Source organism: Paenibacillus dakarensis, assembly GCF_001373415.1.
GTDB classification, from domain to species: Bacteria; Bacillota; Bacilli; order Paenibacillales; family Paenibacillaceae; genus Paenibacillus_AQ; species Paenibacillus_AQ dakarensis.
The window spans coordinates 1-20,095 of record NZ_CDSE01000009.1 but is presented as its reverse complement, the minus strand read 5'-3'; the positions used below and the strand labels follow the sequence as shown (position 1 = coordinate 20,095).

The 20,095-nt window shown below is 52.3% G+C and carries 29 protein-coding genes and 1 pseudogene; 1 reads left to right on the top strand and 29 read right to left on the bottom strand.

Going from position 1 to position 20,095, the window contains the following annotated elements; all coding sequences use genetic code 11:
* Window positions 1-57: 57 nt before the first annotated feature.
* The 9 genes from BN1234_RS02180 to dcm form a co-directional block, all read right to left on the bottom strand.
* Entirely contained in the window at window positions 58-273 is a 216-nt protein-coding gene (locus tag BN1234_RS02180) for a hypothetical protein (protein WP_054955032.1), read from the bottom strand.
* On the bottom strand, window positions 260-946 hold the full coding sequence (locus BN1234_RS02175) for an AP2 domain-containing protein (protein WP_054955031.1): 687 nt from the start codon (window positions 944-946) through the stop codon (window positions 260-262). The genes BN1234_RS02180 and BN1234_RS02175 overlap by 14 nt, the downstream gene beginning before the upstream one ends.
* Window positions 946-1,329 carry a hypothetical protein gene (locus tag BN1234_RS02170; RefSeq protein WP_054955030.1) on the bottom strand — a complete coding sequence of 128 codons (384 nt, stop codon included), beginning with the start codon at window positions 1,327-1,329 and terminating at the stop codon, window positions 946-948. Before BN1234_RS02170 ends, BN1234_RS02175 begins: the two co-directional genes overlap by 1 nt.
* Window positions 1,330-1,444: 115 nt before the next feature.
* On the bottom strand, window positions 1,445-2,044 hold the full coding sequence (locus BN1234_RS02165) for a hypothetical protein (RefSeq protein ID WP_054955029.1): 600 nt from the start codon (window positions 2,042-2,044) through the stop codon (window positions 1,445-1,447).
* Window positions 2,044-2,310, bottom strand: coding sequence for a hypothetical protein (locus BN1234_RS02160; protein ID WP_054955028.1), 267 nt, complete (start codon window positions 2,308-2,310; stop codon window positions 2,044-2,046). Before BN1234_RS02160 ends, BN1234_RS02165 begins: the two co-directional genes overlap by 1 nt.
* Complete coding sequence (locus BN1234_RS02155; protein WP_054955027.1) at window positions 2,307-2,702, bottom strand: sigma factor-like helix-turn-helix DNA-binding protein; 396 nt, start codon at window positions 2,700-2,702, stop codon at window positions 2,307-2,309. The genes BN1234_RS02160 and BN1234_RS02155 overlap by 4 nt, the downstream gene beginning before the upstream one ends.
* Window positions 2,702-2,914 carry a hypothetical protein gene (locus BN1234_RS22150; RefSeq protein WP_156337115.1) on the bottom strand — a complete coding sequence of 71 codons (213 nt, stop codon included), beginning with the start codon at window positions 2,912-2,914 and terminating at the stop codon, window positions 2,702-2,704. The genes BN1234_RS02155 and BN1234_RS22150 overlap by 1 nt, the downstream gene beginning before the upstream one ends.
* A 206-nt stretch (window positions 2,915-3,120) precedes the next feature.
* Entirely contained in the window at window positions 3,121-4,407 is a 1,287-nt protein-coding gene (locus tag BN1234_RS02145) for an HsdM family class I SAM-dependent methyltransferase (RefSeq protein WP_054955025.1), read from the bottom strand.
* Entirely contained in the window at window positions 4,400-5,752 is a 1,353-nt protein-coding gene (gene dcm, locus BN1234_RS02140; RefSeq protein ID WP_054955087.1) for a DNA (cytosine-5-)-methyltransferase, read from the bottom strand. The genes BN1234_RS02145 and dcm overlap by 8 nt, the downstream gene beginning before the upstream one ends.
* A 260-nt stretch (window positions 5,753-6,012) precedes the next feature.
* On the opposite strand from dcm, the gene BN1234_RS02135 reads away from it, so the two are divergent.
* Complete coding sequence (locus BN1234_RS02135) at window positions 6,013-6,378, top strand: hypothetical protein (RefSeq protein WP_054955024.1); 366 nt, start codon at window positions 6,013-6,015, stop codon at window positions 6,376-6,378.
* Window positions 6,379-6,450: 72 nt separating this feature from the next.
* Here BN1234_RS02135 and BN1234_RS02130 read toward each other — a convergent pair whose 3' ends face one another.
* The 20 genes and pseudogenes from BN1234_RS02130 to BN1234_RS22415 form a co-directional block, all read right to left on the bottom strand.
* Window positions 6,451-7,017 (bottom strand): nucleoside/nucleotide kinase family protein, encoded by a 567-nt coding sequence (locus BN1234_RS02130; RefSeq protein ID WP_054955023.1) that lies wholly within the window; start codon window positions 7,015-7,017, stop codon window positions 6,451-6,453.
* On the bottom strand, window positions 7,014-7,223 hold the full coding sequence (locus BN1234_RS02125; protein WP_054955022.1) for a hypothetical protein: 210 nt from the start codon (window positions 7,221-7,223) through the stop codon (window positions 7,014-7,016). Before BN1234_RS02125 ends, BN1234_RS02130 begins: the two co-directional genes overlap by 4 nt.
* Window positions 7,223-8,080, bottom strand: coding sequence for a hypothetical protein (locus BN1234_RS02120; RefSeq protein WP_156337114.1), 858 nt, complete (start codon window positions 8,078-8,080; stop codon window positions 7,223-7,225). Before BN1234_RS02120 ends, BN1234_RS02125 begins: the two co-directional genes overlap by 1 nt.
* A 345-nt stretch (window positions 8,081-8,425) precedes the next feature.
* Complete coding sequence (locus BN1234_RS02115; protein WP_054955020.1) at window positions 8,426-8,860, bottom strand: 3D domain-containing protein; 435 nt, start codon at window positions 8,858-8,860, stop codon at window positions 8,426-8,428.
* A gap of 231 nt (window positions 8,861-9,091) precedes the next feature.
* Window positions 9,092-9,358: a hypothetical protein gene (locus BN1234_RS02105; RefSeq protein ID WP_054955018.1), complete on the bottom strand. Its 267-nt coding sequence runs from the start codon at window positions 9,356-9,358 to the stop codon at window positions 9,092-9,094.
* A 1-nt stretch (window position 9,359) separates the two neighbouring features.
* On the bottom strand, window positions 9,360-10,166 hold the full coding sequence (gene thyX / locus BN1234_RS02100) for an FAD-dependent thymidylate synthase (RefSeq protein ID WP_054955017.1): 807 nt from the start codon (window positions 10,164-10,166) through the stop codon (window positions 9,360-9,362).
* Window positions 10,163-10,399: a hypothetical protein gene (locus BN1234_RS02095; RefSeq protein WP_054955016.1), complete on the bottom strand. Its 237-nt coding sequence runs from the start codon at window positions 10,397-10,399 to the stop codon at window positions 10,163-10,165. Before BN1234_RS02095 ends, thyX begins: the two co-directional genes overlap by 4 nt.
* Window positions 10,396-10,749 carry a dUTPase gene (locus tag BN1234_RS02090; RefSeq protein WP_054955015.1) on the bottom strand — a complete coding sequence of 118 codons (354 nt, stop codon included), beginning with the start codon at window positions 10,747-10,749 and terminating at the stop codon, window positions 10,396-10,398. Before BN1234_RS02090 ends, BN1234_RS02095 begins: the two co-directional genes overlap by 4 nt.
* 18 nt (window positions 10,750-10,767) lie before the next feature.
* The gene (locus BN1234_RS02085; protein ID WP_054955014.1) at window positions 10,768-11,421 is read right to left on the bottom strand and encodes a PhoH family protein; all 654 of its coding nucleotides are present in this window, start codon (window positions 11,419-11,421) and stop codon (window positions 10,768-10,770) included.
* 203 nt (window positions 11,422-11,624) lie between these two features.
* Window positions 11,625-13,850, bottom strand: coding sequence for a ribonucleoside-triphosphate reductase, adenosylcobalamin-dependent (gene nrdJ / locus BN1234_RS02080; protein ID WP_156337113.1), 2,226 nt, complete (start codon window positions 13,848-13,850; stop codon window positions 11,625-11,627).
* A 69-nt stretch (window positions 13,851-13,919) separates the two neighbouring features.
* The gene (locus tag BN1234_RS22145) at window positions 13,920-14,069 is read right to left on the bottom strand and encodes a hypothetical protein (RefSeq protein ID WP_156337112.1); all 150 of its coding nucleotides are present in this window, start codon (window positions 14,067-14,069) and stop codon (window positions 13,920-13,922) included.
* Window positions 14,066-14,404 carry a DNA methyltransferase gene (locus BN1234_RS21690; protein ID WP_082423069.1) on the bottom strand — a complete coding sequence of 113 codons (339 nt, stop codon included), beginning with the start codon at window positions 14,402-14,404 and terminating at the stop codon, window positions 14,066-14,068. Before BN1234_RS21690 ends, BN1234_RS22145 begins: the two co-directional genes overlap by 4 nt.
* A gap of 15 nt (window positions 14,405-14,419) precedes the next feature.
* Entirely contained in the window at window positions 14,420-15,169 is a 750-nt protein-coding gene (locus BN1234_RS02075; protein ID WP_054955012.1) for a DNA methyltransferase, read from the bottom strand.
* On the bottom strand, window positions 15,166-15,642 hold the full coding sequence (locus BN1234_RS23015) for a crossover junction endodeoxyribonuclease RuvC (protein ID WP_370733779.1): 477 nt from the start codon (window positions 15,640-15,642) through the stop codon (window positions 15,166-15,168). Before BN1234_RS23015 ends, BN1234_RS02075 begins: the two co-directional genes overlap by 4 nt.
* Window positions 15,643-15,682: 40 nt before the next feature.
* The gene (locus BN1234_RS22690) at window positions 15,683-15,907 is read right to left on the bottom strand and encodes a hypothetical protein (RefSeq protein WP_054955010.1); all 225 of its coding nucleotides are present in this window, start codon (window positions 15,905-15,907) and stop codon (window positions 15,683-15,685) included.
* Entirely contained in the window at window positions 15,907-16,524 is a 618-nt protein-coding gene (locus BN1234_RS22685; RefSeq protein ID WP_245640059.1) for a hypothetical protein, read from the bottom strand. Before BN1234_RS22685 ends, BN1234_RS22690 begins: the two co-directional genes overlap by 1 nt.
* A 408-nt stretch (window positions 16,525-16,932) precedes the next feature.
* The gene (locus BN1234_RS02055; protein ID WP_054955008.1) at window positions 16,933-17,187 is read right to left on the bottom strand and encodes a hypothetical protein; all 255 of its coding nucleotides are present in this window, start codon (window positions 17,185-17,187) and stop codon (window positions 16,933-16,935) included.
* Window positions 17,188-17,487 carry a hypothetical protein gene (locus BN1234_RS02050; protein WP_054955007.1) on the bottom strand — a complete coding sequence of 100 codons (300 nt, stop codon included), beginning with the start codon at window positions 17,485-17,487 and terminating at the stop codon, window positions 17,188-17,190.
* A gap of 2 nt (window positions 17,488-17,489) precedes the next feature.
* On the bottom strand, window positions 17,490-19,442 hold the full coding sequence (locus BN1234_RS02045; protein WP_245640064.1) for a DNA polymerase: 1,953 nt from the start codon (window positions 19,440-19,442) through the stop codon (window positions 17,490-17,492).
* Between the two features lie 299 nt (window positions 19,443-19,741).
* A pseudogene (locus tag BN1234_RS22415) lies at window positions 19,742-20,095 on the bottom strand (hypothetical protein); the annotation flags it as partial.

Below are 20,095 nucleotides of genomic sequence, written 5' to 3'. Positions count from 1 at the left end.
GTCTCTCTCGTTGTTAATACCATTATAGCATGTAATTAATTATATGTAAAGTAGTATTTATCGTTGTGGACGTTTATTTTTCCGATATTCTTCGAGATCCGAACGCAAGTATAGCCGTGTCTTCCGCGCCGATCCAAACTCGGCAAACGGAATAATTCGCCCTTCCGTTACGGACTGATTAAACGCCGATACCGACTGTTCCGTTATCTGGCGTGCCTCATCCTGCATGACGAGATTATCGTTGATCCAGCGTTTTATGTCATCGTTTGTCATCGTTATTTTTCCACTCCCCTAACGCCTCAATATATGGCGCGTGATATCGCTGTTCGCCAGCTCTCCGTGCAGCGGTCGCGGCCTCAATCGTGGCATATTCGCCTAAATAGTACGTCTTTCCTTTGACGCGTATAGTGGCGCGATATACTTCGCTGCCGTCCTTTTTGCGCCGAATTGATACGCCCTTAATACCGGTTTCATTATCGCGCCTGGCCTTGCGCTTAAGTGTCGGAGTCATAACGCCGTCGATCCGCAAATTCTCTTCGTTATACGTCTGCATCACTACGCCATTTTCTTCGCGTAAACAGCCGCATGATTTCGTTGTCCCATTGCGCAAGTTTAGCGCATCGACGCTCGTTTCCTCCCCGCAATCACAGCGGCATATCCAGTGTACATGGCGCTGTTTATCCGTCTCGCCGCGCCGTATTACCGTTAGTTTGCCGAAGCGTTTGCCGGTCATATCGTCGAGATTCGCCTCGCTTGTCCGCTCGCGTTGAGCGCAGCCACAGGATGTTGTATGGCCGTTGCGTAAATTAGACATTGTAACCGGCACTTCATTTCCGCAATCACAGCGGCACAGCCATCGCCGTGTATATCTATTGCGCTCGATTTCTTTGATAACGGTAAGGCGGCCGTAGCGCTCGCCTGTAATATCGATTAGTTTCCGGACCATTACGCAATCGCCGCCAATACGTCGGACTGCTCAACTACGCGATACTCACCGTTAGCCACTTCGATAATAGCGCGGCCGCGTCCGTTGTTGTATTCGTAAAATCCGTTGTTTAAACGGAATACTTTATCGCCATCTTCATTCGCATAGTCTGCGTTCAGAAACTTGCGCTCTAACTTATAAACCGGATGCGTGCCGACGATTTGCGCCAGCCATGTGCGTGTCTTACGAGTATCGGCAGCCAATTCGAACGTAACGCGTGCTTTAGCGGCTTTGATATTGGTCCACGCCTGTTTCAGTGCTTCCGCAAAATAATCCTTAGCCGATCCTCCGAAAATTGTTGCGCCTCTTCTTGCAATCTTCCAAGCCACTGTCATTACGTTCATTTTGATTACCTCCCCTTTCTTTATATTTCCATTATAGCATGTAATTATTTATATGTAAAGCATTTATTTTAACTACCCTAATGCAAAGAAGACGCCATTTCTGGCGCCTAATCGTTTAACGGTAATATTCCGGAACAGCGCGATATTTAATACTGCGACATTTTACGAATGGTTCTGTTAACTCTCCGTTTGTGTCGTGTAAGTTATACCTCACTAATTTTCCGGCCGCTGTGTCTTTTTTATATTGTAGGCTTCGTTCTTCGTTTCGTATTTTAGCGGTCGCATCTACGTAAATTAATTCGTCTATTGTACGCTCTCGCCTGTTCGGATAGCGGTAATCTCTTCCATCAACACCGACATGTTCCGCCTTTTCTAACGATGTTTCGCCTATCATATTAGTATCGTTTCCGCGTCCTCCGAATCTGCGGCGGTCTAGTTGCTTATGACTTAGTATCGGATATTCCCCTTGCGTAGATTTGTGGGGATTTTTGTCTCGAAGATCGCTGAACATCACTAAGTCACTAAGTCTGTCTAATTGCGCTGATTCTGGGCGCGTCCCTGTCTGGGCTATATATGCATCCGTGAGGTCTGTGACTTTGAGCATCCTCTGCGCATATGTTGTGTTCGACTTATTAACCAAGTAAGAGAGTAGTCGTACATGATCTATGAGCTGCTGTTTATAGTCCCCTTGAAATTGATAGAATACATTTCCCACTAAAGCTCTCCTCTCTTCGCCTTTTCGTAGGCTGCATCTGCTTCACTTCTGTCTGACGTACTTAATCGCCACTCTGCGTCTACAAAGATACTGTATATACGCCGTTTATTCGCGTAATCAGCGACTTGATAAAACTCTACGTCACCGTCTTTACAGAGAAGAGCCATATCGAAGCCCTCCGTTGGGTAATCGGAGTATACCGGCTCCCTTTCACCACTTGCGGGATTAATGCGCCATCCTCTATGTTCGTCTCTCTCCGTTATCATTCGCTGTCCTCCGTAAGTCCGTCGTATTCTACGCTAACCTCTCCGTATTCCCACCGCTTGTACACTTCCGCAATCGCTTCGGCTGCCCGGTCAATTGCGCCGGCTACGTTCTGACGCGCAACCCCCATAATCTCCGCCGCCTTTGCCTGCGTAATGTCGGCGCCATACACCCACGCAATCGCCTCCGTTTGGCGCTCCGTTAGGCCGGCGTTATAGATAGCGCTGTTTAAATCGATGAGAATATCGCTGGCCGCGTAGTCGCCGCGGAATCGTGCGGAACTAATGCGGTGGCGATCGCGTAATAGCGCCTTGACGCCGGCTGCGTCATCGAGGCAGTATTTGATTTCGTAGGCTCGCGCGCCCTTTTCGATGTCCGTTTTAACTGCGCCCATTATGGCGTCACCTCTTCCGTTAGTTTTGCGTCTGCCTTGCGGACCGACTCTAACTCTTCATCTAACGTCGTCCCCGTCAGCCTCCGCATTAATTCAGTGCCATTCAGCGTCCATATCGTTATACCAACACCGCAATCATGCCGCTCTGTCCACGTTGCGCCAAGCGCTTCCCATCGCTCCTTTATAGCGACGACTTCACGCGCCTTAGCCATCCACGCCTCCTCTGAGGCCTTGTCCGCCTCTTTTGCAAGCTCTAAGTTACGTAGATATCGTTCGAGCTGTACGACTCTCCGTTCCCTGAAGGCTGCGTCTGGCGTTTCGGTTAGATACGCTAAGTAGTCACGCGCCTCCGCCTCGGTTAGCGTCTCACTGCGCTCAATAAAGTGGGCGATATACTTGCGCTGCATTTCCGCAATATTCAACTAACCGCCTCCATTTCGCTAGAACTCACGCTTACCTGTTGTGCAAGTTCCGCATAATAATCGCTAACTATCCGATCCTGCCATTCAAAGTCAAACGTACTTACCGACTCACCACGCCACTCTATCTCCGCGCCGGCCCCGAGCGTTAACTCGTTCCAGCGGTATGATCCCTCCGCATACGTCCTGCTCGCCTCACGGTATCCGTCTCCGTTATTATTCGCGTGCTGAAACATGAACGCGCTAACGTCCTTAACGCTATGCCACGACGGAATATGCGGATACAAATTTTCGCGGACTAACGTATCGGTAAAGTCGTCGACCAGCTCGTCTAATTGCGTTAGCCCATCATCCCACTTCGAAGGCGTTGGCGCGCCTTTAGCGTCATATCCGATATCGGTTATTTGCGCAAAGTAAGACGGCGCCTGTCCCGCGAGAAACTTGGCGTCAAAGTCAGTTATATCATCGTAGCCGCCGCGCTTAAAATTAGATCCCCAACGCTTCTCGACCGTAGGAATTAGCGGAGTACCGGGCGGCGCCTTGCGTACGATAAGAATCTGCGTTTGAATCGTCGTTCCGGTTAGCGCAAAGGTTTCGCCGGGCAATCCGATCGTGGCAACGTGCCAACACGTTTCATAAAGTAAGCGCCGAACCTTTTCCGCATAGTTGGCGTAGTTTAGGCCGAGCGGAAGCACGAACGCAATATAACCGCCCGGTTTCGCTGCCTTAATCGCGAGTTCAATAAACGCAACCTCCGACTTTCCGCCGAGCCGTCCGCCTTTCTTTTTCGAAAGAGTCGCGTATTCGTCCGGCACATCTTCCGCAGCGATATCGATAGTGACGCCGTACGGAGGATTTCCGATTACATAATCGTAATAGTCGCGGCGATCATGGCGGAATGCATCGCCCTGTATAACGTTAGCGTGCGGATACAATAGCGACGTTACGGTTGCGCTAGTCTCATCGAGTTCGAGCGCTATGATTTCCGCGTCATCCGGTAAATGTTCGATGAATACGCCGGAACCTGCGGACGGTTCGAGAAAGCGTGAGCCTGACGCAAATGTGCCGCCATTTAAGCCGCACAACGCTTCAATAACGAAGCGCGCAACGTGTGTCGGCGTATAGAAAGCGCCGCCGGCGTAAGCGTTCGGCAGTAGTCCGCCTGTTGACGTATAGTTTTCGCGGAGGAAGGCGATGTCTTCCGCTGTTATTTGGTCGCGTGGCTTTGCGATTATCGCCATTGAGCGGACATTTCCGTCCCATCTGGCGCGGGAAGCTTTACCCAATAGTGACCGCCTCCTCCTGTTTTAATCGCTTGGCTAACGGAATACCTATCGCATGAATAACGTTAACCGTCACTGCGTTACCTGATTGCTTATAACGCTGACTATCGCTAATTCCTGCGTCCATTACTGTGTCATGCTGCGCGTCGGTAAATCCCTGTAATCGCCAACATTCACGCGGAGTTAACTTACGGATTCGATATCGCGGATAACTGCCGATGGCGACCCCGTGCTTGTCCTGTGTATTTAAGGTAAACGCGGCTTCGTCGTTTTCTTTGAATCGACGCCCCATTTGGCGCTTTTCTTCACGATCTGGCGTTAGAACTGCGCGGACTTCTTCGGTTACTTTCACGCCTTCGCCCTTATTAGTCGTCAATGTAGGTGATAATCCGTTTGAGTCGAACACATTTCCGTTCATTCCATTACCAGACGGATTTGTATTTCCGACGCGCATTACGACAGGCTCCACAATCTTCGGCTCACGCCCACCGCCTTGCATCGTCAGTAGAGTACGGCTAATTCCCCCAACGCCCATTACTCCGTACACTTCCATATAATAGTCGTCTTTTTCTGGATGAATCGAGCCTACCCATTCAATGTCGTCAGACTTAGAAGAAGGCGTACTCTTTTCGTTAAGCTGCGCAATTAACTTCGACGTCTTTTCCTCGCTCAGATAATACTTCTCGTCAACTTGCGTCTCTAGTACGTCCCTCAGTCGCGTCGTCACTTCGTTATTCTCCGGCCAATCGAAGTTAAACGTACGCACATCAAGCGCCTGTACCCTGCGTTTAGCCTTCGCAACTACGTCGTTTCCTGTGACATTCCAATCCACATGTTCAGCGTCAAGTTCCGCAACGATAAAGATACGCTCGCGATTCTGCGGAACTCCGAAATGCTTAGAGTTAAGAACACGGAAATCAATCGCATAACCAATATCGTTAAGAATGGCGCACATGGTTTCGAACGTCTTACCGCCGTCATGCGATAATAACCCCTTCACGTTCTCAAGCAACATCAATCGCGGCTGTTTAGCGGAAGCAATGCGTGCAATCTCGAAGAATAACGTACCGCGTGCATCTTCGAACCCTTTACGCTGTCCTGCGACTGAGAACGCCTGGCATGGAAAACCGCCGACCAGTACGTCATGATCCGGTACTTCCTGCGCATCAATCTGCGTAATATCTCCGTGCAGTTCTGGCGCTCCGTCATATAGTGCTTTGTACGCTCGCGTCGCGAACGGGTCAATCTCGCTCGCGAATACGCACTCGCCACCTAACCGATCAAGCGCTGACCTAAATCCGCCAATCCCCGCAAACAATTCGATATATTTAAACGATATTTTCTCGATTGGCTCCACGTCCTTAATATGTTTATTTGCGAAGTCATAGCCTCCCGCACTTTCGTCAACTAAGTAAACACCGGCACCACTACCTCCAAGTCCCCCCGTTTGACTGGCGATGGTCGCAGATAATCCTTGCGAGTGGTAAACCCGGTTTCCCTGCGTGTTAGACGAGATAAAACCAACCTGCTGTAGTTTCATTAAACCGCCTCCATATCGTTTACTTTCCGTACAATTTGCGTATAATTATCGTTATAAGGAGTGATAACGTGTATAATATCGAAGTTATTCCGCTCGTTAACTTATTCGTCGCGACCGATAGCCAGCGCCGCCTACGCCTGTCCGCCGACATTATCGCCATGTACGGACTGGACAGCGGCAACCGCGTCGCGCTCGGCTACGATCACAGCGCGAAGGTAATTGCGCTAAGACTCGCGGATAATGGCGCCGATCCGACCGCAGCCAACGTTGATAAGCGCGGCTACGTATCGGCAGCGCAGTTTTACCGTAAGACGCGTATTCCGCAAGAGGCGCGCCGCTACGTATTTGTGTCGGAGCAAGACGGCTGGCTGCTGTTTAGCGCGGAGGATAGCGGTGTTTCTGGCGCCTCTAATCCGAGCCTGCCCGCCGTATAGCCGCGCTGATAACCGCGTTCGTACGCCTCATCGACCGCCTTTGCGATAATCTCATCGTACATATGCGATATCTCAAGCGGAGTCATTGCGTGATATCTCCGCTATAATCGCGTCAATCTTCGCGTATAGTTCCGCGAGTGTGCCGTCGTTAACGATTTCGTAGTCGACCGCAAATGTATCGACGTGGCTTTCGGTGTCGTGCGTTAGTTCCGCTAAAGTGAAGGTATCCTTGCTTCCTACCGCGCGATCAATCCGCAGCCATTCCGGTGCGGTTATGCGTATGATGGCGTAGCCTTCCGCGCGGCAGCGGTCAAATTCGTTTGGCTGGCGGAGGTCCGTTATGACGGCGTTAGGCCACGGCGTGTAAACTCCGCTATCTATCGCATATTTGAACGCGGCTATAAAGTCAAAACACTTGCGCAGCCATATTTCCGGATCGTATTGGCGGCAGAACTGCCCGAACGACTGGTAACCTTCGCGCGGCTTCGTTTCCGTCTCGCCGAATATATCGTGATAATGGCGCTTGAGCGCGTCGCCGAACGCAAACTGCGTATAGCCGTAGTTAGCCGTGAGATAATCGGCGACCGCGTTCTTGCCGGAGCGCAGGCGTCCGGTTAGCGCGATGTTAGGGAGCGTCATTCGGCGCCCACCTCCGCCCATTTACCGTTTTCGTCTACCGCTGTAACTGGCGTCAGACTGCCGGACACTTTCGCGATATAAAACAATTTAGCGTAATCTCCGTAAGAGCGACGTAGCGCTGATTTTGCGTTAGTTAAATCGGTATAGAGGGCGCGACTATGCGTCAACTTTCCCGTACGGCGGTCGACGATGATAAATACGTCCATTACTTCGCCACCTCCTCGCGGCTGTCTTCGATGATGCGATATTGTTTGTCCGCAATCCATCCGCCCTTAGACCAGTAGAATGCGTTTTCTCCGAAATGCGATCCGTCAAACTCTTCGGCTCTTTTCGTGAGCGTACCGGTAAGTGAGAAAACGTCGCCTAGACCGTGGCAGAACACAACGTCACCCACGCGCGGCTCCTCCGGATTCGGCACGCGCAAGTATTCCGCCGGCACTTCGAGACCAAGCGCACGACGCAACGCGATAGCTCGTCCGATATGTGCGTTGAATACGTCGTTTGGTGCGCATTTGGCGACACCTTTGCGGAATGGCTTTCCGTCAATTACGCTAATCAGCGCCACAACCGTACGCTTATCGCGATTAACGATGAAATCGCATTTATCCGTTATTGAAGATCCGTCTCTATCCGTAAACCAAATAGTCGGATTGTATCCGAAGTAGTAATTTCGGTCGAGCAGCGCCTTAACGTCAGCCTTCGCACGCTCTACGATTTCATCGCGGAGTTGTTGCGGCGTCTTAGCGCGCGGAATCGCAAAACTCGGCAGCGCATCGTCAACGGGACCGGAAGCTACGACTTTGGCGGGCTTCTTTTCTAGCGCAGTTACGCGTGATTCCAGCGCCTTAATCTGCGTCTGCAGAGCGCTAATCGTTGCGGCGACTTGGTCAAGCGGAGGCTGTGCGGATAGTGGGGCGGATTTAATCGGTTCGAGTACGCGGAACTCTCCGCCTCCTGTTCCATATTCTCCGTCTGCAAATGCGATAAATCCTTCGCGAATATTCGCGCCTGGATGAACGGTGATTATCTCGCCTGCTTCGAATTTAAAACCGCTCTTCGTCATGACAATGCGCTCGCCCACCGCGGCCTTGCGATCGACCATGCGAAGGCGCTCGGAGTTGATACGCAGGATATCAGAGGCTTCGAGGACTACGTAATCACCGTCCCTGTGCGACAACAATTGCGCCTCTCCGTCCTCGCGCTTAAACATCACGCCACTAGCTATCCGCCCGTCTAGCGATTCCGCGGTCACTATATCGTTTACTTCGAAATTGTGCCCGGCTGTGCCGACTATCTTAGCGAGTTCACCAACGCACGCCTTCCGTTTAACCTCGCGATACTCACGTAAAAGCCCGCCGAGTGATTCGTCTTTTAATACCGTAATATTTCCGCTCATTTAATCCGCTCCCTATTCGTCAATTTTTATACTTACCGCTTGCCTTCCGAAATCCCACGCGTCACTCTCACGCGCCATTAATACGTCAACTTTGCGCCCTTTAATCGCGCCTCCTGTATCGAGCGCTATCGCTGCGATTTCACTTCCGTCAGCCAGTCGGATTGTTAACGCTGTGCTTAACGGAATAACCGCCGGATCAACTGCGCATACTCTACGTCCGTCAACTTCGATGTGTTGGCGCACATCAAGTCCGGTTGCGGTAATTCCGGTACATCCGGTATCACATAGCGCGATATACGCGGTTGCCTCGAACGTGCGCCACTCCGATTCCTCCGCCTTATTCCGCTGATACGCACTTTGGAACGGATAATTACCTGTGTTATCCGTTCTTGTTTCAGCGGACGTTAGCGGAGTCGGCGTCGTTTCTGGCGCGTTTATTACGCTCAAGGCGAGCGCTAGGCTAACGCTGATTATTACGTTGATTATTCGGATTAAACCGCCTCCTTTCCGTTCCTGATGACGAGCGCCTCCCGTAGTTCCGCCCGTCCGAGTATCGTCGCGTCGTATACGTCGCCTACGCGGACAAATTCGTTATCGCGCGATTTGATGCAGCGTAGTTGGTGTCCGTAGATTTCGAACGCGTAAGCGGCGTGGTCTAATTCGTTGGATATGCGCAAGTTACTTCGCCTCCTCTATGAACTCTCCGGTTAATATTCGTACAGGACGGAGGGTTCCTTTATATTTTCGTTTGCAGGCGCGGATTCCATTGCGGCATTCTTCCAGGCTTCCGTATACGCGATACGTACGAGGCCGCCCGGAACTTACATAGTCGGATATGTCGCCGTTTCCGTCGCAGATAGCGAGTAGGTATAAGTCTATCGGCACGTCTTCGGTTTTGTACGGATTATGCGTGACAATGCGCCACGTTTTACCTTGAATGCGCAAGTTACTTCGCCTCCTTATCGCTAAAGTATGGCGCGAGCCAAGCGTCTACCTTTACGATTTCATCGCGGATCTTCACGGACAAATCCGCTATCTCGTGCTGCGCTCCTTGGCCCGGCCGTCTCTTCGCGTAGAAATCGAGGAACGTGCGGAGGTTTCCGGTCATGACGAGATTACAGGCGGCGGCATTCGGCAGGACCATGCGCGCGTCTTCGGGCGGGACTCCGGCTTTGCGCAGTTTATCGTAAGTCTCTTGCGCGACAACCATCGCGTCGTCAAATATCTCCTGCGCAGTCGTATCCGGCTTAAGTCCGAACCATTGCGTATAACTTTCGTAATAGTCGACGGTCTTATCTCCGCCATGTACGCTCGCAGGCGTCACGTAATTGAATCCGCCAATCTTATCCGCGCTGCCCATCCGTACATAACGTTGTGACTGCACGCTGAACGATAGGTGGCGGTGGCGTGTGAGCTGCGCCAGGAGCGCGCGACTTACGCCTTCGATTGCGAATGTGTACGTCAAATGTTCCAGAGTAGAAACGTGTTTGCTGCGGATGATGTGGCGGAACAACCGGTCGGCATCCGTACCGCCTTCGCCATCTGACGCCGCGTTACCGAAATACTTGGCGCCTTCCTTTGCGACGATTTCCGTTGGCTTAAGCGGAGAGTAACACGTACGGATTGCGGTTAGTGCGACGGCGGCGCGGTGATTATACGAAGGATTTTCGTAGTAGTCATCGAAACATTCGTCCGGCAATGCGTATCTGAAATCGTCTGATAACTCAGTATGGGCGATTAGTTTAACGTTCAATTTTCGTCCTCCTTCTTAATGGAGATGCCCGAGTCTTCTATTAGGCGTTGGTATTTATTAATGTCAACGCGCTGAGAGATGTTTATTGCTAAAATAACAGCCTGTTCCTGGTTTAATATTATGTCCACCGCGTTCTCTGTGTCGGAGTACGCAATTAGCACTTTGTCCGAAGTCTCTTTCGTAACCTTTGCGTACACTTGCTGTTTCCGCGAATAGTCAACTTGAGTTCTCACCGATACCCCTCCTTCGTACCCGTTCCGTCCTGCCTCGCATGATTCTCCGCATTCTTTGCGCAGTAGACGGCGTACACATCTTCCGCAGTCAGTCCGACTTTATCCGAAAGGCTGACAAGGAAATGCCATACGTCAATCACTTCCTCCTGCAGCGCCGCCATATCGATTGGCTTCGGATTCTTCCACCAACGCCAGTTAACTTCGCGTCGGATCTCGTCTATTTCCGATTCCATCGCGAGTGTGATTCCGATAACCCATTCTTCGACCGTCTTATCGATAGCGCGCTCGGATATGATGCGGTCGTCTAGCGCTTTTTGCATCGCGAATATTTGCGTTAGTTTATCATTCAATTTGCGCTCCCCTTTCGTTTACCACGCCAGCCGGTCCGCATGTTGCGCCAACTTACCACGGAAGTTAACCGTTAGCTCACATACGGTCGCGTACGGTTCTTTGCGGTAATGTTCGATATACGGCGCGAATCCGGACTTCTTAACGTCGGCTAAGTCGCATTGCTCCGTATGTCCTTCGATTATCACGCGGCAGTCGTCATGCAACCTTGTTAAAACTTTTTTGAGTTCGCCGCGCGTAAAATTCTGTGCCTCCGCGATGATGACCGTTTTCCCCTTAAGATTCATGCCGCGCGCAAATACGTGTGACATCGGATATACCCAAACATCGCCGCGTTTCTGCGCCTCCATATTCTCCGGATCGTAAATGACCTTCGCTGGATTCTCGCCGATTTCATACAGCGCATCGGTCAGCGGCGTAATATAGGCGGCTTCCTTTTCGCGCTGCGTGCCCGGCCGGAATCCCATGCGCCCCTCCTCGACCGGACTGAATACGTAGACGAGCGGCTTGCCGAGCATTTTCGCAACCGCAACGGCGAGCGTCGTCTTACCGGTACCGGATGGCGCGTTAACGATCGTAAGCTGGCGGTCGAACATTGCGTCAGCATACGTCCGCTGTTCGTCGGTCAAGCGCGGTGCGAATCCGAAAAATAGCGAATCTTTCGGCAGTGGCATTATTGCGTAACCTCCTTCGTTTAGTTGGCGCTCATTTGCGCCTTTCAACTACTTCGACGGACGCCGAATACATTTCGCACACTTTTGCGCTAATTAATTCGGATTGCTTCCGTCCTATACTGTATTATCTACGGTGATTTTGGCGGTCGTACACTTTAAACGAAAAAGGAGACGGAAATATTTCTCCGCCTCCTTAACGTTACCTATCGTATTGGACACGCGCCGCCCTCGCATCCATCCGCGCCTTCCAAATCGGAAAGCCCCGTTGTTTCATAACGTTGCAGAATCGCAGGATCAAACGGAGCCATAGAACCCGCCATCCGCTCGTATTCTTCGCGCGTAATCGCCTCGTACGGAGCGAGCGTATAGGAGCCGCCATCTAGCGCCAGAAACGATACCGCCGTGAACTCGTCCCATTTATCGTAAACAATGCGCTCGACTTCCGCCCATTCATCCGGCCGCACCGTTATCGTATTTGACGAGTTGTGTTCCGTATAATGGCGCTGGAATGCGAAGTACGTATCGAGTTGGCGTGCGGCTGATACGTCGTCCTTCGTTTCCTTGGCGCCTGATGCGACCGGAAACTCAATGACGAGTGTGCGTGCGTTAGCCATGCGCTCGTCGTGCGTATCGCCTGGCGTTCCGACTTCGGGATTAACGGTCCATCCGAGATCAATTACGGCGCGTGCTAACGGGTCGGACGCGTTAATACGGATGCGGCGGATGTAATGCGGAGAATGCGACCAGTGGAGACCGGATGATACTCCGCCGGCTACTTGCGATATCGTGCCCTCCGGTTTAACCGTTGTGACGAGTAGTGGCGATGATACGCGGAGTTTCTTGGCGTAGTCGTCCGCCTCTTGGCGCGCCTGGTCGCCGAGAACGGAGAGGACTACGCTCTCTATCTCATCGCCAAACTTAACCGCAGCAAATGCATCCTTAACGCCTGTTAACGATGTACCAAGCAGTCTATCGCGTTGTTGAACCGCGTTCCAGTGCGGTAGCTCTAATTCTGCGAGTGTCATACGCATGCCGGCGCGAGCTGATAGGCGCTGTGCTTCGTACAATCCCTCGTAATCGAAATCGCCGCCTTTAACGAACGCCGTCATGTTAACGGTGGTCAAGTTGCAGACGCCGTAGCTGTCGAGGAGTATCTCGGCGCAGGGGTTCAACCCTTCCGCATTTGGTCGCCGTCTACGCGCTTCCTCCAAGTTAACGAAGCCCGGCTCACCTTCCGCCTGCATCATCTCGAACGCGAGGTTTAATTGTTCGCGCGATGGTTTCGCCTCAAACGCGATCGAGTTATTAGACATGCGGCGGTGGTGCAGCGGACGCACATTCGGATCATTTAACGCCAGGCTATCGAGGAATTGCGCTTCCTTTTCGAGTCCGAGCGCACGAGTCTTCGCAATTACCTTCGCGTGCTGCTCCGCATTCCAGATTCCGTTGATTCCGTATTTGGCGAAGATACATTCGTAATCGTCCGCATCCATCAGGAATATTTCGGCTGTCCTGCGCACACCTCCGACAACAACGTTATTTCCGATAAGGTTTCCGATATCGAGAATATGAATCGGACGGACGCGCTTGTATACGATAGGCGGTTCGTAGTCGGTAAACGTCTCCCCGTCTGCGTTTACCTCCGCATACTTGGCTGACGCATATTTCAATGGAGCCAATGACGGATCAATTTCGTTTTTCAATACGCGGTTTATCCCTTCAAACATCTCACGCAAAGGTTCCGGACCGGATGCCGTGCCGCCAAATGTAGCCAGGCGCTCGCCATTCGGCCGTACGGAGTTGTACGAAATCTTAACCGTGTGAATGTGCTCGTACTTAGTCTGCGTTAAGATATCGAGGTATAGGCGCAAGGATTCGACCCAGCCTTCCTTCGAATCGCCAACGTAAATCTTCGCGTATCCATTCGTCATGTCGCGGAATTGCGTGCGCTCGTAGCGTGCCGACTTAGGCACCGGTTCATAGTCGGAGTGGAGCAGCGTTGTATTCGTACGGATCGGTGCGAGATTAGCCGCCATCTCCTTCGTACATTTAAATCCTACGCCGGTACCGACCATGAGCAAGTAAAACAAGTCGCCGAGATCCGACCATGCCGCGATATTGACGAAGCTGCAGTTAAAGTTCGCGAGTGGATATTTCTCCGCCACTCCGTTCTCCGCGCCGCCGACCCACAACGTACGCCCCGATAGGAATTGGCGCAAATGGAACATATTATCGAAAAGCAATTCCGCCTCCTTACGGTGCCACTCGATATCTGCGCCATATCCGATTTTGTCCATATGCTTAACGCCTAGGCTAACGTTATATTCCGTAGCGCGGCGGACAGTCTCGCGCCACGTCTCACGCCGGCCCTTTTCGGGCAGCCAGCGCGAGTACGTACGCAGATATACGAACTGGCCAAGCGGATTCATTTCCGCAGGAAAGTCCGGATACTGCTCGATAAAGGAATCGGTAAGAAGGCGGTTAGTTTGCGTAATAAGTCATCGCTCCGTTTCGTATTTTTGTAGTTGGCGCTCAATCTGCGCCTTTCTTTCGTTAAGTATCGCTATGTCTTCGTATTTGATGCGCAGGATATATTCGATATTGGCGCGCTCAATGCGTAGATAGGCGGCGAGGCGTTCGTTAGTCATGCCGTTCGCGACCTCGCTATCTCAACGTATTCCGGCTCGCGTTCAACTCCGACATATCCGAAGCCTTCGAGCTTGGCGGCGACTAACGTACTGCCGGAACCGGCGAACGGATCGAGAACGGTTCCACCCGGCGGCGTTACCAAGCGCACGAGCCACGCCATAAGTGCGGTCGGCTTAACGGTTGGATGCGTATTGCCTGCGCCTCTGTCCGTCTTAGTCGCCTTTTTGCAGACCTCGCGCGGCGTTACGTTAAAGTACGAAGAGTAGAACGCGTCCTCGTCCGTTGTTACGCAATTCGCGGGGAATCGACCGGATTCGTCCGGTACGTATCCGATCCTCTTACGTTCACCCTACACATTGTCCGTTAGGCTCGACGGCGCTGTGAGGTAATTTCCGTATTCCGTACGGTCACCCGCAGCGCGACCAATCCGGCACCCATCGATATTAATCGCGCCCGTGCCATACTTCTCAACCGTTTCCGCCACGGTCCCGGCGAGTGGCTTCCTGGCAACGATAATCGGTTCGTGTGCGGGCTTGAGTGCGGTTCCCCATCCGTCCCATTTGCGGGCGAGTTCGGTCTGTCTTTCTGGCATTAGAATACGGTGAGAAGTGACGTTATACCCGCCTTTTCCCTCTGCGTTCATAAACCCGACACCTTCAGCCTCTACGCGTTCACCTTGAATCCCGGCCCTCTTATCGAACGCCTTCCCCACGTCCATACTCTTCGGAAATCCGCTGAAATAAAGCCACTCGATAACGTCGCGGATCTCGAACCCGCCAAGCCTCATCGCAATCGTCATTAAATCCTGCGTACGCGTGCCGGCGAATACCAGCGCGTGGCCTCCCGGCTTCAACACGCGGAATACCTCACGCCATAAATCCGGATGCGGCACGAACGAATCCCACGATTTACTCATAAATCCGCCGTTACCGTGGTCGTACGTCTCGCCCGCAATCCATTTCGTCAGGACTTCGGTTATGTTCGGTTCCTTCGATAATCCATACGGCGGATCGCAAACCACGCTATCGAAAAATCCGTCCGGATACTGTCGCAATACTTCCGCTGAATCACCACATAACACCACGTTGATATCGTTCATTCCGCAACCCCTCCGTCTATAAGATCGTTCCGTATCAGATGCGCAAGTATTACAGCGGCCGCGTCACTGTCATCGTAGCCCGTACGCCACTTATAATCCGCCGGCAACCGTAATAACCGCGTAACAGCCGCCGCCACTTCCGCCTTTTCCGCTTTACCGTTGCCTGCTACGAGTTTCTTAACGGTAGTCGGCGCTAGTTTTAAGCTCGCCGGATCGACCGCGTATCCGAACGTATGGAGCGCACGGTCTGCGGCTGACCATGCGCTAAATATCGTTTGTGTTGCGCGTTTATTTCGTCCGGACGTGAAGTCTTCGCGCAGCACCGTATCGAACGGCTTATATGCGTAGATTGCCTGCGCAATGAACGCCTGGACTACCGCTGACCGTTCCGCGTCTTTATCGTCCGAAGTTGTGGCGACGGAATCCGCATATACGAGCGATGGGATGCGGTTTTTAACGTCGATTACCGCGATGCCGGGCGATAACGATAAGTCGAGTCCGAGATAGCGCGCCTTAGTTTGCGTTGTCTTCGACAGAATCGTCCGCCTCCTTTTCGTCGCGCTCGAAGAATCCGAGTAAAAATGCGACCACTGCGAGCAATCCGATAACGATACGGAATGATAGTGAATTGCCGGCGTCAATAACTGCGAGAATAAAGAACGCGAGTCCGAGCATAATCGCGCCAATCGATCCGACGACACCAATTCCGTTAATAATCCGTCCTACTACGTTTTTCATTACGCAGCGCCTCCGTTTCTTAATTCGAGGATATCCGCCAGCACTCCGGCGGCATCATGTTTCTTCCAATCCGGTAATCCCGACCGTTGTATCGCGTTAACCTTACGTTCTATCTCCGCAATTTCATCGTCCGTCAGCGTTGCGGCAATTCGGCGTTTGAAATCGTTGAAAAGCCACTTGCCGATATCGAGTTTAGGCGGTGTGCCGGCCTCTGCAGCCGTTACGATGTCCGCAAAATGGTCGAGGACTTCTTGGCGCATATCATCCGTAATGTAAACGCCGAATGCCGCAATATCCGGATTCTTCGCGAACTCATCCTCCGTCATATTCCACGATTTCTTGGCGCCGTTTACGTAGAGGATGACGTAAATATCAACGTTATACATAATCGAGTAGCAGACGCATTGCTTAACGTGGTCCTCTTTCGGACCATTTCGCGTTGAATAGGCGGACGTCATAGCCGACGTTGTTTGCTTCGATTTCACTTCGAGTCCGACGCGGAGTACTTCGCCATCTTCGGAGACATAACGCATGATGCCGTCGCCAGTTCCGTATAACGCGAACCTTTTACCGCGATGCTCGATAATGGCGCCTATCTTCGCGAAGTCCTCAAACATCGGCTCGCCGCGGTCGTTACGTTCGAACGTGAAGCGAGGATTAGCCGTGTGTTTCTCCGCGAATAAGATATCGCGCTGGATAACGTCGCCGATCGCTGTTCCGAGCCGTACCCAGCGGCCTTGGTGCGGAGGACGTGCGCCTGATTCACGTTTAGCGCCGCGCATCTTTTCGTATAGGCCGCGTGGGTCTGCGTTGGCCGACGATGGCGAGAAGTACGGAATGCCTCGCGGCGGCCATACCTTGCGCGACTTGTCCGTGAGGATGTCCGCGTACCAGCGGTGTATCTGCGCGTCGAGTGCGTCGTCATATACTTCTGGCGCGGAATGCCAGGCGTTAAGATAGTCCGTAAAGTCTTGCGCTATTTGATTCGCGATTGATTGGTTAGCTGCCGTCAGTTAAACCGCCTCCTAGTAACTTTCGTATTGGTAGTCGTATATCGCTAAGCCTGCGTCATCGGTCACGTAAGCAATCGCATAACAATCGACGTCATAGCCGGCACTGTCGAAGCCACCGCAGTACTCATATATACATGAGATACCGAACGTTTCCGTAACCGCATTAACCGCAGCTCTTAAGATATCGTCAGCTCCGGTGTCCTCAACTTTCTCCGCCGTTTCAATCGCTTCAGCAATCCTCGCATCAATATCCGCTCTATTCGCCACCTATATCGCCTCCCATACTTCGATTGTCTTCGCTACCTTGCGGACTTCCACGACGTCGGCGTCTCCGTCATCCCATTCGCTGCTATACGCATAGTCCGTGAAATACGAGCCGGATCGCGATGCTGTTGCGCTGTAATACCGCTCGCCGTCCGTAAAGATGACTTCACAGCTTTCGTACTTACCTTCGGAAACCCAATCGCCTTCCTCAACTACGCGGAGTTCTACACCGTCGAGCGTTACTCCGGAACCCCCACACGCCATATTTTCGACTTGCTCAACGCTCACTTTAATTGCGCTCATATTTACGCACTCTCCTTCGATTCTCTATTCGCGAACCAATCGTCCGGCGTTACGCCTTTACCCCACCGCGTCATTATCGCGATATCCGTACCGTTCGCCACAACGTCGCCCCACCGATAGGATTGCGTCATAATGCGCTCAATAACAGCGATATCCTCACGCGTAAAATCCTCCGGAATCTCGAATACTAATTCGTCGTGTATCGTTCCCCATAGCGCCCATCCTTCGCGTTTAACGCATTCCGCATGCGCCTTAATCATCGTCACTTTCGTTTGGATGGCGGAGCTGCCCTGTACGCGAGCATTCGTACCCTGGCGCATAGCACGTCCGATTTTAGCGTTATGCTGGCGCGCTTCTTCGTACTTCGGATCTTGCCACTTGCCGTACGGAATCTCCTTACGTTTAAGCCGTCCGTCAGGCAGGCGCCGTTTACGTTGCTGCTTATCCGCCCATACGAATCCGTACTTTGCGACGTCCTGTTCGTTGGCTTTAAGCCACGCGGACAGCTTCGGCATTCCGCTAAACAATTCGTCCTTAAACGCGGTCGCTTCCGCCTTCTTAAGTCCGAGCATGTCCGCGAGTGAATAATCGCTCATACCGTAGAGTGTCGCGAGCCATACGACTTTCATCGCTTTACGTTCGGGCGTATCCTCGCCGTTCGGAAGCTTATTAACTTCGTGATACGGGCGCTTGTAGTACATGCTCGCCATATTTGCGTAAGGATCGATTCCCTTTTCGAACGCTTCGATTAGGACGGGTTCGCCGGACATATACGCGGTACAACGTATCTCCTGCGCTTTAAAGTCCGCAGATACGAGTACCTTGCCCGGCGGCGCCACGAACATTTTACGCGCATCTTCCGGCTGATTCTGGACGTTGAAAGAGTTCGATTCCGCCGCGTCCTCGTCTTTACCGGAACTAAAGCGACCGGTCACGGTGCCTATCGGATTAAACCGCGAGTGCCAGCGCTTAGTCGTCGGATTCTGTTTCGTCGGCAACGCGTCGATATATGTGCCGCTTAGCTTCGTTATCTTGCGGTATTCAAGTAAATCCGCGATAACTTCGTATTGTTTGGCGAGCGGCTTTAACGTCTTCTTCGCGTCCATGTTCGGCAGTTCCCGACCGATTGCCTTCGATATGGCCGCCTTCATCTGCGGATTAGAGTTAAGGTTAATCGGCTCGGCTCCGTCGTGATATTGCGCCAGGACTCCGATAAGTTTCGCCTGCAGCTCGTTGGCGCGAGCGCGGAGTTGCTCACCGTATTCCTTCGCGAAGTCGAGATCGAGTATATACCCGTTAGCTTCGAGGTCAACGATTACGTAAAGCAGCGGAACTTCTACCGTTTGGTAATATTCGAGTACGGTCGGTAGTTTAGCGAAATGCCTCCGCTGGAACTCATATAGGCGCCACGTTAAGTCCGTATCCTTTGCGGCATAAGCGAGCGCAATGTCTAGCGGAATCTCATTAAACGGTGTCTTGCCGAAGAGTTCCGCGAATGTGTCTGATTCAACTCCGAGATATTTCGGCGCGAGATCCTTTAGGCGGTATGACGGCTCGTTTTCGTTTAGCAGGTGCATCGCAACCATCGTATCCCACGTAACGCCGCGTAAATCGTAGCCGTGGCGCCGGAACATCGCTATATCGAATATCGCGTTATGGAGGACTTTGCCGATATCGTCGCTATCGAGAAACCAGCGCAATTCCGATAAAACGTAATCTCGCGCAAGTTGGTCGCCCTCATCGTGCATAACCGGAATATAGGCGTGCATACCGCGGTCAGCGAGCGGCGGAATACTTACAGACGGCAGCGTTAAGGAGATGCCGACGATAACGTCCGTATAGACGTCGACGCCGGTTGTCTCCGTATCGACCGCCACTTCCGTTTCATCGCGCAGCCTTTCGTTAAGTCGGGCGAGCGCCCTTTCGCTGTTTATCAGAAAGTAGTTTTTCGGCATGTTCGCGACTATATTTCGCAATGTTTCTTCGCGGATCGATTGGCGTAAATCCGCGTATATACGGAGCGCTTCCGCCTTGCTGAAACGCTTGCCGGCGCTGGACGGGTGTCTACCTGTCACACCCGTATCCATAGCGCGCTTAACCGCGAGTAACTTTTCGCAGTCGGCATCCGTATTCTTCATCGCAAATATGCGTTCCCATGCGTCCTCTAACGTTTCTGACGCATCTTTCTTCCGCTGGACCGCCGCCTTGACTGCAGCTTTCGCTGCGCCTTCGTCCGGACGATTAAGCGAAAGTTTTATTTCGATAGGTCTTCGCCCTCCTTCCGTGATGCGCCCCCCTCCGCCTTATCGAAGCGCTGTTCGACCGGTACGATTAGTTTTGCGGTATTAGCGTCGACCGCACGATAAAGTCCGTTAGGTATGCGCAGTCCCATAAGCGTTCCGAGACGTTCCTTGCGCGGAGTGTCCTCTACCTCGCCGTATATACGGTCATCGCTTCCCACTACGCACGTAGCCTCAACGATGTCGCCCGCCTTAAACTCGCCGACTTTACGATTGATCGCCGCCCATTTCGTTTCCTCTTCGATACGTGCGGATTCTTCTGCGCTGACCTTTTCGAGTTGCTCCGGTTTGGCGTACGCATAACGCTG

Coding starts and splice junctions, on each gene's coding strand:
- BN1234_RS22150 (WP_156337115.1), bottom strand. CDS start 2,914: ATGGCTAAGGCGCGTGAAGTCGTCGCTATAAAGGAGCGATGGGAAGCG.
- BN1234_RS02045 (WP_245640064.1), bottom strand. CDS start 19,442: ATGCCGAAAAACTACTTTCTGATAAACAGCGAAAGGGCGCTCGCCCGA.
- BN1234_RS22690 (WP_054955010.1), bottom strand. CDS start 15,907: ATGAAAAACGTAGTAGGACGGATTATTAACGGAATTGGTGTCGTCGGA.
- BN1234_RS02175 (WP_054955031.1), bottom strand. CDS start 946: ATGGTCCGGAAACTAATCGATATTACAGGCGAGCGCTACGGCCGCCTT.
- BN1234_RS02155 (WP_054955027.1), bottom strand. CDS start 2,702: ATGGGCGCAGTTAAAACGGACATCGAAAAGGGCGCGCGAGCCTACGAA.
- BN1234_RS02075 (WP_054955012.1), bottom strand. CDS start 15,169: ATGAACGATATCAACGTGGTGTTATGTGGTGATTCAGCGGAAGTATTG.
- BN1234_RS02120 (WP_156337114.1), bottom strand. CDS start 8,080: ATGACGAAGAGCGGTTTTAAATTCGAAGCAGGCGAGATAATCACCGTT.
- BN1234_RS02050 (WP_054955007.1), bottom strand. CDS start 17,487: ATGAGCGCAATTAAAGTGAGCGTTGAGCAAGTCGAAAATATGGCGTGT.
- BN1234_RS02085 (WP_054955014.1), bottom strand. CDS start 11,421: ATGCCACTGCCGAAAGATTCGCTATTTTTCGGATTCGCACCGCGCTTG.
- BN1234_RS02130 (WP_054955023.1), bottom strand. CDS start 7,017: ATGACGCTCCCTAACATCGCGCTAACCGGACGCCTGCGCTCCGGCAAG.
- BN1234_RS22145 (WP_156337112.1), bottom strand. CDS start 14,069: ATGACTAACGAACGCCTCGCCGCCTATCTACGCATTGAGCGCGCCAAT.
- BN1234_RS02180 (WP_054955032.1), bottom strand. CDS start 273: ATGACAAACGATGACATAAAACGCTGGATCAACGATAATCTCGTCATG.
- BN1234_RS02160 (WP_054955028.1), bottom strand. CDS start 2,310: ATGATAACGGAGAGAGACGAACATAGAGGATGGCGCATTAATCCCGCA.
- nrdJ (WP_156337113.1), bottom strand. CDS start 13,850: ATGAATCCGCTTGGCCAGTTCGTATATCTGCGTACGTACTCGCGCTGG.
- BN1234_RS22685 (WP_245640059.1), bottom strand. CDS start 16,524: ATGTTTGAGGACTTCGCGAAGATAGGCGCCATTATCGAGCATCGCGGT.
- BN1234_RS02125 (WP_054955022.1), bottom strand. CDS start 7,223: ATGGACGTATTTATCATCGTCGACCGCCGTACGGGAAAGTTGACGCAT.
- BN1234_RS02170 (WP_054955030.1), bottom strand. CDS start 1,329: ATGAACGTAATGACAGTGGCTTGGAAGATTGCAAGAAGAGGCGCAACA.